Annotated in this window: 16 protein-coding genes; 3 read left to right on the top strand and 13 right to left on the bottom strand. The window is 54.9% G+C overall.

Features of this window, described 5'->3' with window-relative positions; translation table 11 throughout:
* Window positions 1–125 precede the first annotated feature (125 nt).
* From proX to KGP24_RS18095, 8 genes are all read right to left on the bottom strand, one after another.
* Window positions 126–1121, bottom strand: a complete 996-nt coding sequence (proX, locus tag KGP24_RS18130) for a glycine betaine/L-proline ABC transporter substrate-binding protein ProX (RefSeq protein ID WP_223561355.1) — start codon at window positions 1119–1121, stop codon at window positions 126–128.
* Between the two features lie 9 nt (window positions 1122–1130).
* Window positions 1131–2201, bottom strand: coding sequence for a glycine betaine/L-proline ABC transporter permease ProW (gene proW, locus KGP24_RS18125; RefSeq protein ID WP_223561354.1), 1071 nt, complete (start codon window positions 2199–2201; stop codon window positions 1131–1133).
* Window positions 2185–3396: a glycine betaine/L-proline ABC transporter ATP-binding protein ProV gene (gene proV / locus KGP24_RS18120; protein WP_223561353.1), complete on the bottom strand. Its 1212-nt coding sequence runs from the start codon at window positions 3394–3396 to the stop codon at window positions 2185–2187. The genes proW and proV overlap by 17 nt, the downstream gene beginning before the upstream one ends.
* A 331-nt stretch (window positions 3397–3727) precedes the next feature.
* Window positions 3728–4687: a class 1b ribonucleoside-diphosphate reductase subunit beta gene (nrdF, locus tag KGP24_RS18115; RefSeq protein WP_223561352.1), complete on the bottom strand. Its 960-nt coding sequence runs from the start codon at window positions 4685–4687 to the stop codon at window positions 3728–3730.
* Window positions 4688–4696: 9 nt separating this feature from the next.
* Window positions 4697–6841: a class 1b ribonucleoside-diphosphate reductase subunit alpha gene (gene nrdE, locus KGP24_RS18110; RefSeq protein ID WP_223561351.1), complete on the bottom strand. Its 2145-nt coding sequence runs from the start codon at window positions 6839–6841 to the stop codon at window positions 4697–4699.
* Window positions 6814–7224, bottom strand: a complete 411-nt coding sequence (gene nrdI / locus KGP24_RS18105; protein WP_223561350.1) for a class Ib ribonucleoside-diphosphate reductase assembly flavoprotein NrdI — start codon at window positions 7222–7224, stop codon at window positions 6814–6816. The genes nrdE and nrdI overlap by 28 nt, the downstream gene beginning before the upstream one ends.
* Complete coding sequence (gene nrdH, locus KGP24_RS18100) at window positions 7221–7460, bottom strand: glutaredoxin-like protein NrdH (protein WP_223561349.1); 240 nt, start codon at window positions 7458–7460, stop codon at window positions 7221–7223. Before nrdH ends, nrdI begins: the two co-directional genes overlap by 4 nt.
* A gap of 239 nt (window positions 7461–7699) precedes the next feature.
* The gene (locus tag KGP24_RS18095; RefSeq protein WP_223561348.1) at window positions 7700–8026 is read right to left on the bottom strand and encodes a DUF883 domain-containing protein; all 327 of its coding nucleotides are present in this window, start codon (window positions 8024–8026) and stop codon (window positions 7700–7702) included.
* Window positions 8027–8186: 160 nt separating this feature from the next.
* Here KGP24_RS18095 and KGP24_RS18090 point away from each other — a divergent pair, with 160 nt between their 5' ends.
* A complete protein-coding gene (locus KGP24_RS18090; protein ID WP_223561347.1) occupies window positions 8187–8531 on the top strand; it encodes a DUF2002 family protein in 345 nt (114 codons plus the stop codon).
* 32 nt (window positions 8532–8563) lie between these two features.
* Here the strand turns inward: KGP24_RS18090 and alaE are convergent, their stop codons facing one another.
* Window positions 8564–9013, bottom strand: a complete 450-nt coding sequence (gene alaE, locus KGP24_RS18085) for an L-alanine exporter AlaE (protein ID WP_008502567.1) — start codon at window positions 9011–9013, stop codon at window positions 8564–8566.
* Window positions 9014–9508: 495 nt separating this feature from the next.
* On the opposite strand from alaE, the gene stpA reads away from it, so the two are divergent.
* Complete coding sequence (gene stpA, locus KGP24_RS18080) at window positions 9509–9913, top strand: DNA-binding protein StpA (RefSeq protein ID WP_223561346.1); 405 nt, start codon at window positions 9509–9511, stop codon at window positions 9911–9913.
* A 38-nt stretch (window positions 9914–9951) separates the two neighbouring features.
* On the opposite strand, the gene KGP24_RS18075 is transcribed toward stpA, so the two are convergent.
* From KGP24_RS18075 to KGP24_RS18065, 3 genes are all read right to left on the bottom strand, one after another.
* Entirely contained in the window at window positions 9952–10131 is a 180-nt protein-coding gene (locus tag KGP24_RS18075) for a hypothetical protein (protein ID WP_223561345.1), read from the bottom strand.
* Window positions 10132–10210: 79 nt separating this feature from the next.
* A complete protein-coding gene (locus KGP24_RS18070) occupies window positions 10211–10732 on the bottom strand; it encodes a rhodanese family protein (protein WP_223561344.1) in 522 nt (173 codons plus the stop codon).
* Between the two features lie 9 nt (window positions 10733–10741).
* Entirely contained in the window at window positions 10742–11041 is a 300-nt protein-coding gene (locus KGP24_RS18065) for a metalloregulator ArsR/SmtB family transcription factor (protein WP_121424485.1), read from the bottom strand.
* A 181-nt stretch (window positions 11042–11222) separates the two neighbouring features.
* Here KGP24_RS18065 and KGP24_RS18060 point away from each other — a divergent pair, with 181 nt between their 5' ends.
* Complete coding sequence (locus KGP24_RS18060) at window positions 11223–11381, top strand: YqaE/Pmp3 family membrane protein (protein ID WP_032645235.1); 159 nt, start codon at window positions 11223–11225, stop codon at window positions 11379–11381.
* On the opposite strand, the gene KGP24_RS18055 is transcribed toward KGP24_RS18060, so the two are convergent.
* Window positions 11378–12307 (bottom strand): LysR substrate-binding domain-containing protein, encoded by a 930-nt coding sequence (locus KGP24_RS18055; protein ID WP_223561343.1) that lies wholly within the window; start codon window positions 12305–12307, stop codon window positions 11378–11380. The genes KGP24_RS18060 and KGP24_RS18055 overlap by 4 nt on opposite strands.
* Window positions 12308–12316: the final 9 nt, after the last annotated feature.

The raw sequence follows: 12316 nt of genomic DNA, 5'->3' as shown, positions 1-12316 counted from the left end.
AATGATGGTGAATGTTGGGGGATTGTTGGGTGATGTATTGTGCGGTTTAGGTGTGGATTGTGCGGTCTGGTGCCCTCCCCCTAACCCTCTCCCTGTAGGAGAGGGCTGGGGTGAGGGAAAATGTTTTACTTCTGCGCTGCAAGCGCCTCTTTCACCCAGCCGTCAAACTGCTGCTGGTGGGCTTTGATCCAGCCGTCAACGTGGCCTTTAACATCCGCTTCAGACGATTTGCCCGCATGCATCATCGCATTCTGGGCATTGATGTCTGCCAGCGGCAGCTTCATCACCGAGAACAGCTTCGCCGCCGCCGGGTTTTTCTCGGCCCAGGCTTTGTTGGCCACGATATGCATGGTGTTCACCGGGAAACCGTAGTTCATGCCGTTCGGCAATTTGGTGTCGATGTCCTTCTGCTCGCCTGGCAGAGATGAGAATGGCACCTGCAGCCACACCACGTCTTTACCCGGCTTCAGCACGTCGCTCACCCAGTACGGCGTCCAGGTGTAGTAGATCACCGGTTTGCCTTCTTTAAAGCGGGCGATAGTATCGGCCATCATCGCGGAGTAGTTGCCGTGGCTCACGTCGACGGTCTTCTCCAGATCGAAGGCTTTGTTCTGGTGGTTAATCACCGCCTCACAGCCCCAGCCCGGCGAGCAGCCCATCATGTCGGCCTTGCCGTCACCGTTGGTGTCGAACAGTTTAGCGATCGTCGGATCTTTCAGCTGTTCAATGTTGGTGATGTGGTACTTATCGGCGGTTTTCTTGTCGATCAGATAACCCTGCGCCGCCCCCGTCACGAAGGTACCCTCGCGATAGAACTTCTTGTCGCCACCGGCGGCGGCATACATATCGTCGTGCAGCGGCTGCCAGTTTACCGCGGTAAAGGTGGCGTCACCGGAGGCAATCGAAGTGTAGCCCACGTTGTAATCCACTTCGCTCGGCGTGTTGACCGTATAGCCCAGCTTCTCCAGCGCGCGGCTGACGATCAGGGTCTGGAAGCTCTCTTCCGAAATGGTGCTCTGCACCGGCTGCACGGTAATGCCTTTGCCCGGCAGATCTGCCGCAAACGCGCTGGTGGAGACAAGGGTGGCAAACGCGGTAGCAAAAAGTACGTTATGTCGCATCGTTGTTCCTTATTTTGATTTTGTGAAAGGGCGGGTGAGTAACCCGACAGGGCCGGTGCTATACCAGCGACGGTTGCCGCGACTGCGTGAATCACGACCGACGGCCTGGGTCAGGCGGTCAAGAATAATGGCGAGGATCACAATGCCGACGCCGCCGACGGTGGCCAGCCCCATGTCGAGACGGCCAATGCCGCGCAGCACCATCTGGCCCAGTCCGCCTACGGCGATCATTGAGGCAATCACCACCATGGAGAGAGCCAGCATCAGCGTCTGGTTAACGCCCGCCATGATGGTCGGCATCGCGAGCGGGAGCTGCACCTTAAACAGCAGCTGGCGCGGGCTGGCGCCGAACGAGCGTGAGGCTTCGATCAGATCGGCGGGCACCTGGTTAATCCCCAGAATGGTCAGACGAATAATCGGCGGCAGGGCGAAGATAATGGTCACCACCACGCCCGGCACGTTGCCGATCCCGAAAAGCATGACAATCGGCACCAGATAGACAAACGCCGGTGTGGTCTGCATCGCATCCAGCAATGGCCGAATAATTTTCGCCGCCCTCGGGCTGCGCGCCAGCCAGATCCCCATCGGCAGGCCGATCGCCACGCAGAACAGCAGGGCGGTGAGGACCAGCGCCAGAGTGATCATTGCCTGCGACCAGGCGCCGATCGCGCCAATCACAACCAGTGAAATCAGCGTGGCGATCCCCATTCCTGCGCTGCCGAACTGCCATGCAATCAGGGCGAACAGAGCGATAGCGACGGGCGCGGGCATGCCGAGCATCATCTGCTGGAAGCCGTTCAGGATGTAATCCACCGGAACGCGGATCCCCTGGAATAACGGACGGAAGTGGGTCACCACCCAGTCGATCCCTTCCGTGACCCAGCTGTCCAGCGGGATCAGCGTCTTATGGAACGGATCCATGATGTTGAAGTGCTCTGGCGCAGGCGCGGGTGCGCTATTGAGCCAGTCTGCCGCGCCGCCGCCATCGGCAGGGGCGGGCGTGGAACCCCACGCGTCGGCGGATTGCGCAGCGCTGTCCGCTGCTTCAGTGGTGCCCCACGGGTTAGATTGATCGGTCATTGTTTGCCCCCTCGCGATCTAAAGCCTGCAGCAGCATGCGTTTTGAGATGATGCCGACATATTGTTGTTCTTCACCCACGACCGGCACGGCGCACGGTGCCTGACCCACGTGTGAGAGCAACTCGCTGAGCGGCGTTTCGGCGTCCACGGCAAGCGGAGCGTCAATTAACGCCGCATCGATTCCCTGGTTTTCGCCAAGGGCGGTTTTCAGAGAGTCGATGGAGACAACGCCAACAAATTTATTGCCGCGTTCAACCAAATAACCGTATTCACGGTCTTCGTCCTGCAGCAGCTTCAGCGCGGAGCGCGGGCCGAAACCTGGCGTTTTTCGAATAATGCCGTTTGGCGTTCGACGGGCAATATCTTTGGCGCTAAATACCTGGCTAATATCCACGCCGCGGAAGAAGGTGCGCACATAATCATTTGCCGGATTATTGAGAATTTCATCCGGCGTGCCGACCTGTACCACTTCACCGTTTTGCATAATGGCAATACGGTCGCCAATACGCATAGCTTCATCCAGATCGTGGGAAATAAAGACAATGGTTCGCTGATGTTTCGCCTGTAATTTTACCAGCTCATCCTGCATCTCGGTGCGAATTAATGGATCGAGCGCGGAGAAGGCTTCGTCCATTAATAAAATGTCCGGATTAATGGCTAATGCGCGGGCTAATCCCACGCGCTGACGCATACCGCCGGAAAGTTCATCCGGGTACGCATGCGCATAATTTTCCAGCCCGACCTGACGCAGTGCATCAAGGGCTTTTTCCTGACGCTCCTGGGCCGGCGTGCCGGCTAATTCCATACCGAAGGCGGTATTATCCAGCACCGTCATGTGCGGCATCAGCGCGAATGACTGGAACACCATTGCAATCTTCTTTCTGCGCACCTCGCGAAGCTCTGCGTCTGATATTCTGGCGATATCCACGCCGTCAATCAGCACCTGTCCGCGGGTGGGTTCAATCAGGCGATTGAGAAGGCGAACCATAGTGGATTTACCCGAACCGGATAATCCCATGATGACAAAAATCTCGCCTTCTTCAATGGCCAGACTGGCGTCTTTAACGCCAAGTGATAGCCCGGTTTTTTCCAGAATTTGCTCTTTCGTAAGGCCTTTTTCAATATATTTGAATGCGCGCTGCGGGTGCTCGCCAAATACTTTATAAAGATTTTTCACTTCTAATTTAATTGCCATGCAATAGAGAGTGTCCTGTTATTTGATTATGTCGATATGATTACCATGGTAAATTGTTAACGGGCATAACCCTAACATACTGAGAATCTGAGACAACCCTGAGTCGGGCTAAGGGCAGAATTTTGACACAAGCGAAACGGCTGAATTTCCCATGAATAAAGGGCTGAGGGCGGTTTGAATTTTTCTCAATTTTTTACTGCTGCATCGAGAAATTTCGCCTGAATCGGAATAATTCAGGCGAATATGACGTGGAAATTACAGTGTAGTTGTTTTGTAAATATTAGAGAGGGGGTTGTTGGGTTTATATTAAATTAACGAACGTTAGCGTTCATTAAAAATCCCAGTCTTCATCCTCGGTTTCCACCGCTTTGCCCATCACATACGACGAGCCAGATCCGGAAAAGAAATCGTGGTTTTCGTCAGCATTGGGCGACAGCGCGGCCAGAATCGCCGGGTTCACCTCCGCCATCTCAGGCGGGAAAAGGGCGTCGTAACCCAGGTTCATCAGCGCCTTGTTGGCGTTGTAGCAGAGGAAGGCCTTTACGTCTTCCTCCCAGCCGGTGCCAGCGTAGAGTTCCTCGGTATAGCTCAGCTCGTTGTCATACAGATCCATCAGCAAATCGAGCGCAAAGCCTTTTAGCTCCTCGCGCTTCGCCTCGCTGACTTTCTCAAGACCTTTTTGATACTTATAGCCGATGTAATACCCGTGAACCGCTTCATCCCGAATGATAAGCCGGATCAAATCGGCGGTGTTGGTCAGCTTGCCCCGGCTCGACCAGTACATGGGCAGCCAGAAGCCGGAATAGAAGAGGAAAGATTCCAGAAACACGCTGGCGATCTTTTTCTTTAGCGGCTCGTCGGCGCGGTAATATTCCAGAACCAGTTCCGCCTTTCTCTGTAATGACTCGCTCTCTTCGCTCCAGGCGTAGGCTGCGTCTACGTCTTTGGTCTGGCAGAGCGTCGAAAAAATCGAGCTGTAGGAGCGGGCATGTACCGCCTCCATAAAGCTGATGTTCGACATCACCGCCTCTTCGTGCGGCGTCAGCGCATCACTCATCAGCGCGGGCGCACCCACGGTATTCTGAATAGTGTCCAGCAGCGTCAGGCCGGTAAAGACGCGGATTGTCAGCTGCTGCTCGCCCTGGCTGAGCGTTTGCCAGGCGGGAATATCGTTGGAGAGCGGCACCTTTTCCGGCAGCCAGAAGTTGCTGGTGAGGCGGTTCCACACCTCCAGATCTTTGTCGTCCTGGATCTTGTTCCAGTTAACGGCACTCACGCGTGACAGTTTCATCCTTTCTCCTTACAGCGCGCAGGACACGCAGCCTTCGATTTCGGTGCCTTCCAGCGCAAGCTGGCGCAGGCGAATGTAGTAGAGCGTTTTGATGCCTTTCTTCCAGGCGTAGATCTGCGCTCTGTTGATATCCCGCGTGGTGGCGGTGTCCGGGAAGAACAGCGTCAGCGACAGCCCCTGATCCACATGTTTTGTCGCCTCCGCGTAGGTGTCGATGATTTTTTCCGGGCCGATCTCGTATGCGTCCTGATACAGCGCCAGGTTCTCATTGGTCATAAACGGGGCAGGGTAGTAAACGCGTCCGGTTTTGCCTTCCTTACGAATTTCAATTTTCGACACGATCGGGTGAATGCTCGACGTGGCGTGGTTGATATAGGAAATCGATCCGGTCGGCGGGACGGCCTGCAGGTTCTGGTTATAAATGCCGTAGCGCATCACGTCGTCACGCAGCTGTTGCCACATTTCGCGCGTCGGCAACACGATTCCGGCGCGGGCAAACAGCTCGCGTACTTTTTCGGTTTTTGGCTGCCAGTCGCCTTCAAGATACTGGCTAAAATACTCTCCGCTGGCGTAGCGCGACAGCTCAAAGCCCGCGAAACGCTGGTTGCGCTCGCGCGCCAGCATCATCGAGGTGTGCAGCGCGTGCCAGGTAATGGTGTAAAAATAGAGGTTGGTGAAATCCAGCCCTTCCGGACTGCCGTAGGCGATGCCTTCCCGCGCCAGATAGCCGTGCAGGTTCATCTGCCCCAGCCCGACGGCGTGCGACGCGGCGTTGCCCGCTTCTATAGACGGCACGCTGCGGATGTGGCTCATGTCCGACACCGCCGTCAGTCCGCGAATGGCGGTCTCCACCGTGCGGCCAAAGTCTGGGGAATCCATGGTGTGGGCAATATTCAGCGACCCGAGGTTGCAGGAGATATCCTTGCCGATGTCCGCGTAGTCCAGGTTCTCGTCGTAGGTAGACGCGCTGTTGACCTGCAAAATCTCCGAGCACAGGTTACTCATGTTGATGCGTCCGGCAATCGGGTTCGCGCGGTTCACCGTATCTTCATACATGATGTACGGATAGCCGGACTCAAACTGAATTTCCGCCAGCGTCTGGAAGAAGTCGCGGGCGTTGATATATTTTTTGCGGATGCGATCGTCGGCCACCAGTTCGTCATAAAGATCGCTGATGACCACGTCGCCAAAGGCTTTGCCGTAGATTCGCTCGACGTCATACGGCGAGAAGAGCGCCATGTCGGCATTCTCTCTGGCGAGCTTAAAGGTGATATCCGGGATCACCACCCCCAGCGACAGGGTTTTGATGCGGATTTTTTCGTCGGCGTTTTCGCGTTTGGTATCCAGAAACCGCAGAATGTCCGGATGATGCGCGTGCAGATAAACCGCCCCGGCGCCCTGGCGTGCGCCAAGCTGGTTAGCATATGAGAACGCATCCTCAAGCATCTTCATCACCGGGATCACGCCGGAGGACTGGTTTTCGATGCGCTTGATAGGCGCGCCCGCTTCACGCAGGTTAGAGAGCAGAAACGCCACGCCGCCGCCGCGTTTGGAAAGCTGCAGCGCCGAGTTCACCGCGCGACCAATCGACTCCATATTGTCTTCGATACGCAGCAGGAAGCAGGAAACCAGCTCGCCGCGCTGGGCTTTGCCGCAGTTGAGAAAGGTTGGCGTGGCGGGCTGGAAGCGTCCGGAGAGGATCTCGTCGGTTAGCTGCTCCGCCAGCGCTTCATCGCCCTGCGCCAGCGTCAGCGCCACCATCACTACGCGATCTTCAAAGCTCTCTAAGTAGCGCTTGCCGTCAAAGGTCTTCAGGGTATAGCTGGTGTAGTACTTCCACGCGCCGAGGAAGGTCTGGAAACGAAAACCGCTGGCGTGCGCGCGCTCAAACAGCTTCACCACAAAGGCACGGTCGTAGCGGGTGAGCGTGCGCGCGTCGTAGTAACCCTCGTTAACCAGATAGTCGAGACGTTCATTCTGGCTTGCAAAAGTCACGCTGTTGGGCCGCACGTGCGCGGCAAAAAAGGCATCCACCGCCTCACGATCTTTATCGAACTGAATGCGTCCCTCCCGGTCATAGAGGTTAAGCATCGCGTTTAATGCGTGGTAGTCCGGCGTTGCCTGAATTACCCGTTCTGCGGTTGTCGTTGCCAAAATTCGTTCACTCCTTTACGCACGTTTTCGACGTCCTGCTGTGTCCCCATCAGCTCAAAACGATAGAGATACGGCACGCCGCATTTTTGAGAGATGACATCCCCGGCGCGGCCAAAGGCATCGCCGAAATTGCGATTCCCCGCCGCGATCACGCCGCGGATTAGCCCGCGATTATGAGAATCGTTGAGAAAGCGGATCACCTGGCGAGGCACGGCGCCCGCCGTACCGCCGCCGCCATAGCTGGGCACTACCAGAATGTACGGTTCCTCTACCCGGATCCGCTCCCGCTCGTTCAGCGGAATGCGCACCGCAGGCAGCCCGACGCGCTCAATAAAGCGGAGCGTGTTTTCCGAGCTGCTGGAGAAGAAAACCAGCCCACTCATGCCCGGGCGGCCTGCGCGGCGAGGCGGTTAATCATGTCCGGGCGAAAGCCAGACCAGCTTGTCTCCCCGGCAACCACTACCGGAAGCTGACGAAAACCCTGCTTGCGCAGGGTATCGGCGGCGTCGGGGACCAGGTCAATATTCACCATCTCAAACGCCACGCCCCGATTTTCCATTGCCCGTTTTGTTGCGTGGCACTGAACACAATCGTTACGAGTGTAAATAATAATGCTCATGATTCGTATTTCCATTTAGAATGAGGGTTCGGCGCGAATCATCGCGTCAGGTTGTGTGTCTCTTGCTAAAGGAATACTAGATGTAGTTATCCAAAGTTTCAACCATACAAGATATGGGAAATTTAGATTGAAGTTGCCCCTGTGATGAGCACAGCGGGGCAGGGCAGGCTGTACGGGTTTTTCAGGCTACGGGCATAAAAAAGCCCCGGCATTAGGCTACCGGGGCTGAGAACTCGGGCTTATTTACGCAGGCTGAGCAGGGCACCGACGAAGATACCAACCGCCGCGACGGTTCCCAGAGTACATAGCGGTTTTTCCCGCACGAAGGTCGTTGCGCAGCTGACCGCATCGCAGGCAGCCTGCGTGGCGCGTGAACGTCCGTTCATACGCGCGCGGGTTTCACGGAGCAGAGACTGAGCCTTACGCTTTGCGGCATCCGCTTCGTCCTTCGCGTCAGTTCCCCAGGATTTCAGCACCTCTTCCAGCGTGTCCGCTAATTGGCTGACATCATTACGAATATCCTGCGCGTCGTCATTAATATCGTTTCGGTTCGGTCTGTTAAACATACGATCCTCCGTAATTTTGCGTTCCCGTTCAGTTTAGTTCAGAAATTTAATATCTGAAGCGCATCACGCGTTATCCGGCAGTTTATGGACTATTCTGAAAGCCCTGCTATTGCTGAATACTGTAAGGTTGCCGGGCAGGAAAAGATAACGAGGAAAAGATATGTATTTACGACCTGACGAGGTGGCACGCGTTCTTGAAAAAGAGGGATTCACCATGGATGAGGTGACGCCAAAAGCGTATGGATATCGCCGCGGCGAGAATTATGTTTACGTTAATCGCGAAGCCAGAATGGGACGTACCGCTCTCATTATTCACCCGACGCTGAAAGACAGAAGCCAGTCATTTGCTGAGCCTGCCTCGGATATTAAAACCTGCGATCATTATCAGCAATTTCCGCTCTATTTAGGCGGTGAACGGCATGAGCATTATGGTATTCCGCACGGTTTTAGTTCGCGTATGGCGCTGGAGCGGTTTTTGAAGGGACTGTTTGGCGACGTACAGTAAATTTGCGACTGGCGTGCGCCAGTCGCTTCATATCACGCTTTTGCCTGGCTGTACTGGCTGACCTTAAACAGGCGGCGGCAGTAGTCGAGGAAATAGCCGTAAACGGCTCCCATCAACATCGAAATGACAATATTCGAACTAACCGCCGCAGCGATCTGGTGCCAGTCTGCACCGACTGTCAGGAGAATGGCCACGTAAACCGGCGACTGGAACGTTACATACGCCAGAACGTCCGCCAGGTTTTTCACCCAGCCTGCGGGGCTGATACGACGCGCGAAACGCATTACCGCATCGCGGTATAACCCGTAAGGCCATGCAATAATAATATTGACCGGGATCGCCACCAGACGAGATGAAAGTGACTGCTCGAAGGACATTCCGGAGAGGAATATTTCGATCAGCATGTTCACGACGGAACAGTAAACAACCATCGCGAAAGTATCTGCCACCGCGTGGCGCAGGCGAGATTGCGGCGAGAACATGTCTGAACTCCTTGAGAAGAACACAAAAAAAACGATTTTCCTTCAGCTGTTAGTGCTTTAGGTTGGTTTGTTTGACGTGTATAGCGTATCTCTCTATGTTTAAACTAACAACTAGTGATTAATTTTTATTTAATCGCCTTTTGTCCACAAAATTCTCTTAAGTTGTTCGTTTTTTGTTCCGATCGTTATAATCTGTCTTTCATGGTGTTTTTTGCAACAAAATCAATTTTTTGATTGTGTTGGTGGCGTGGGTGAGGGGGCTCCCTCCTGCTGGTGGCGCATTATGCTGTAATTTGGATTAAAGTTGACCATTTATATTAATGCAGTGATTGGCGCTACCTGTGTCCTGCCAGCACCCTGCGCTATTATTAAGCGTGAGATCTAAATTTATTTACACTGATGCCCATGTAGACCCTTGGGTAGATATTTCAGCTCAAATGAATTATTCTGTCGACGATTTATCTATTTACCCAAAAGAAAAGGTTTTCAAATAATATGTCTTTGACGTTACAGAATCTTAATAATATCCGAACCCTGCGCGCCATGGCGCGTGAATTATCCCTGGACGTTCTTGAGGAAATGCTGGAAAAGGTCAGGGTCGTTACTGAAGAGAAACGCAGCGAGCTGACGGAATTAGAGCAGCAGCGTGCTGAGCAGCAGGAAAAAATTAATGCCCTGCTGGAGCTGATGAAAGCTGATGGTATTTCCCCGACCGATCTGCTGGGCTCTGAACTGGCGCAGGCGAGTAAGCCAGCGAAAAAGCGTAAGCCGCGTGAAGCAAAATATCGCTTTATTGACCAGAACGGTGAAGAGAAAACGTGGACCGGTCAGGGCCGCACGCCGAAGCCTATTGCCAGCGCGCTGGCAGACGGTAAATCACTGGATGATTTTCTGATCTAACGAATGAGCCGGGCGGAATATGCCGCCCGGCTGACTCTTCAGCAGACGCCGAAATCGCCTTCTTCGCTATAAGGCGCCACATCGGCGGCTTTCAGCGTATATTTCTCGCCTTGCTCATTGCTGGCCTGGACCGCCACAATGTTGTCACCGTTCACTTCTAGCACTTTCAGTTTCGGGCCGCCTTTACGCGGTTGCACATAATCACCGACAGAAAACATATTACCTCCTCATCGTTTTAGCGATCTTCACCTTAGCCCACGCATGACGCCCGGTACAGCGTATTTCACCCATTACTGCTTATGAGGTACGCCGGTTCCAGGGCATTACCATGAGCAGTCGCGCCATGCCGCAAAAGCCCGTCACACCGGCAAACAGCAGCCCGGCTCCGACAAAACCGCTGAGAAGGAAAAAGCCGCTGGAGACGCTATAGCCCAGCACAACGCCGCAGAGTATCAACAGCCCGGCGGCAATTTGCACCTGACGCATCAGCGGCAGCGGCTGGGATTTATCTTCAACGGTCGGCAGCCCGGCCTGCTTCCAGCCCTGAATGCCCCCCTCGACAACAAAGGCCTGGGCGGGCGCGGCGGCCTGAGCAAGGCGATCGGCATTGCCAGAGGTGCGGACGCCAGACTGGCAGTGAAAAATCACCGTATCACCCGCCTGCGCGCTAAGTCCGCCGGGTAAGGTAGCCAGCGGCATGGACCGCGCGGCGGGAATATGCTCGCGGGCGTACTCGTCGGCATCACGAATATCAATCAGTTTTGCGCCTTCAGCGATGCGGGCGCTGGCCTCGCGCGGCGAAAGAAGGGGAAGTGACATGGCGGCTCCTTACGGGCAATAAAGGGTTTTCAGGGTGCTGATAAGCTGATGCACCGCATCGTTTTTAATGAAATAGAGAATGCGCTGCGCGTCGCGGGTGCTGTCGATAAGCCCTTCCTCACGCATACGCGCCAGATGCTGCGACGTGGCGGAAGGACTTAGCCCCGTGGCGCGGGCCAGTTCCCCCGCGCTGGTGCCGGGCGCTCCGCACAGGGTGCAGAGGATCAGCAGCCGACGCGGGTTGCTCATCGCTTTTAAAAGGGTTGCAGCCTGCTCTGCGCTGGCCTGAAGCTGTTCGAGTTCGGTCATGATAGTTTAGATTTTACTTAATTAAGGTAATGCTAAAGTAATTGTGCACATTAAGCCAGCGTCAAAAGCGTAAAAGAGGGTAAAAGGAGGACAGGGAACTGGCGCCGACAGGTAAACTGGCTACGCTTAGAGGAAGTTCTCTTTATTATTTTCAATGGATTAGCTTGCACGGAGTTTTGATATGGGTTTTTGGCGTATTGTTTTTACCATCCTGTTGCCGCCGCTGGGCGTGCTGTTGGGCAAAGGTTTCGGCTGGGCGTTTATTATCAACATTATTCTGACGCTGCTGGGCTACATCCCGGGTCTTATCCATGCCTTTTGGGTTCAAAGTAAGAACTAAGCACGCCAGAGTAAGTCACTGTAGATCCCGGTCAGCACGCCCTGAGGGCCAAACTGCTGTTTTATCCAGCGCGTGACCTGGCCGGTTGCGGCATGCTGCGTGGCGAGCAGCATGCGCGAGTCCTGACGTGGGTTATTAATACGTCGCGTCACCAGCAGCCCGTCTTCCACCGCTTCCCGCGCCATATACTCCGGTAAAAAACCTATCCCTTCACCCAGGATTTGACACTGGCATTTGGTATTAAAGTCCGGCACCAGAATCGCCTCCTGCCCGTGCAGCAGCCAGCCCACCTTCTTGTTAATGGTGTGCGCGGTATCTTCCACCATGATGTTGGGGTACAGGCGCAGCTGGCTCTCCGCTATCGGCTCCGGAGTGAACGCCAGCGGGTGTTCCGGCGCGATGGCAAAGACCCAGCGGATGGCGCCGATCTCGGTGTAATCAATCCCGCCGCCGTCGAGCAGCGTGTCCGGCGCGCCAATCGCGATGTTGGCCTGATTATTAATGATCGAATCCCAGACGCCGTTATACACCTCGGTGGTCACGGTGATCTGGCAGGTGGGAAACTGCTTTTTTAGCACCTGCAGCAGCCTGGCGGTGTGGCGTGGGGTATACAAAAGCTGGTTGATACAGATGCGCACCCGCGCCTCAATGCCCTGAGAAATGGTATCTATGCCGCGCTTGATGGCGTGAAAGTCGTTTAGCAGGTCGGTGGCCTTACGGTAAAAGTAAAAGCCGGACTCGGTCAGCTCGATGCTGCGCGTGCTTCGTACAAACAGCACCACGTCCAGACCGGTCTCCATGCGTTTGATGGTGTAACTGATGGCGGAGGTCGTCACGCCCAGCTCGGCGGCGGCTTTGCTGAAGCTGCCGAAGCGTGCGGCGGTAGTAAAGGCCAGCAGGTTCTCCTCGGTAAAGATGGAATTCATATTTCACTC

Origin of the sequence: Enterobacter sp. JBIWA008, assembly GCF_019968765.1 — a bacterium.
Lineage (GTDB): Bacteria > Pseudomonadota > Gammaproteobacteria > Enterobacterales > Enterobacteriaceae > Enterobacter.
This window is presented reverse-complemented; position numbering and strand designations above follow the sequence as displayed.

Bases quoted from the DNA above. Each gene is read 5' to 3' on its own strand.
- KGP24_RS18095 (WP_223561348.1), bottom strand. From the start codon at position 8,026: ATGTTTAACAGACCGAACCGAAACGATATTAATGACGACGCGCAGGAT.
- stpA (WP_223561346.1), top strand. From the start codon at position 9,509: ATGTCTTTGACGTTACAGAATCTTAATAATATCCGAACCCTGCGCGCC.
- proX (WP_223561355.1), bottom strand. From the start codon at position 1,121: ATGCGACATAACGTACTTTTTGCTACCGCGTTTGCCACCCTTGTCTCC.
- KGP24_RS18060 (WP_032645235.1), top strand. From the start codon at position 11,223: ATGGGTTTTTGGCGTATTGTTTTTACCATCCTGTTGCCGCCGCTGGGC.
- KGP24_RS18070 (WP_223561344.1), bottom strand. From the start codon at position 10,732: ATGTCACTTCCCCTTCTTTCGCCGCGCGAGGCCAGCGCCCGCATCGCT.
- nrdF (WP_223561352.1), bottom strand. From the start codon at position 4,687: ATGAAACTGTCACGCGTGAGTGCCGTTAACTGGAACAAGATCCAGGAC.
- nrdI (WP_223561350.1), bottom strand. From the start codon at position 7,224: ATGAGTGGGCTGGTTTTCTTCTCCAGCAGCTCGGAAAACACGCTCCGC.
- proV (WP_223561353.1), bottom strand. From the start codon at position 3,396: ATGGCAATTAAATTAGAAGTGAAAAATCTTTATAAAGTATTTGGCGAG.
- KGP24_RS18065 (WP_121424485.1), bottom strand. From the start codon at position 11,041: ATGACCGAACTCGAACAGCTTCAGGCCAGCGCAGAGCAGGCTGCAACC.
- KGP24_RS18090 (WP_223561347.1), top strand. From the start codon at position 8,187: ATGTATTTACGACCTGACGAGGTGGCACGCGTTCTTGAAAAAGAGGGA.
- proW (WP_223561354.1), bottom strand. From the start codon at position 2,201: ATGACCGATCAATCTAACCCGTGGGGCACCACTGAAGCAGCGGACAGC.
- KGP24_RS18075 (WP_223561345.1), bottom strand. From the start codon at position 10,131: ATGTTTTCTGTCGGTGATTATGTGCAACCGCGTAAAGGCGGCCCGAAA.
- alaE (WP_008502567.1), bottom strand. From the start codon at position 9,013: ATGTTCTCGCCGCAATCTCGCCTGCGCCACGCGGTGGCAGATACTTTC.
- KGP24_RS18055 (WP_223561343.1), bottom strand. From the start codon at position 12,307: ATGAATTCCATCTTTACCGAGGAGAACCTGCTGGCCTTTACTACCGCC.
- nrdH (WP_223561349.1), bottom strand. From the start codon at position 7,460: ATGAGCATTATTATTTACACTCGTAACGATTGTGTTCAGTGCCACGCA.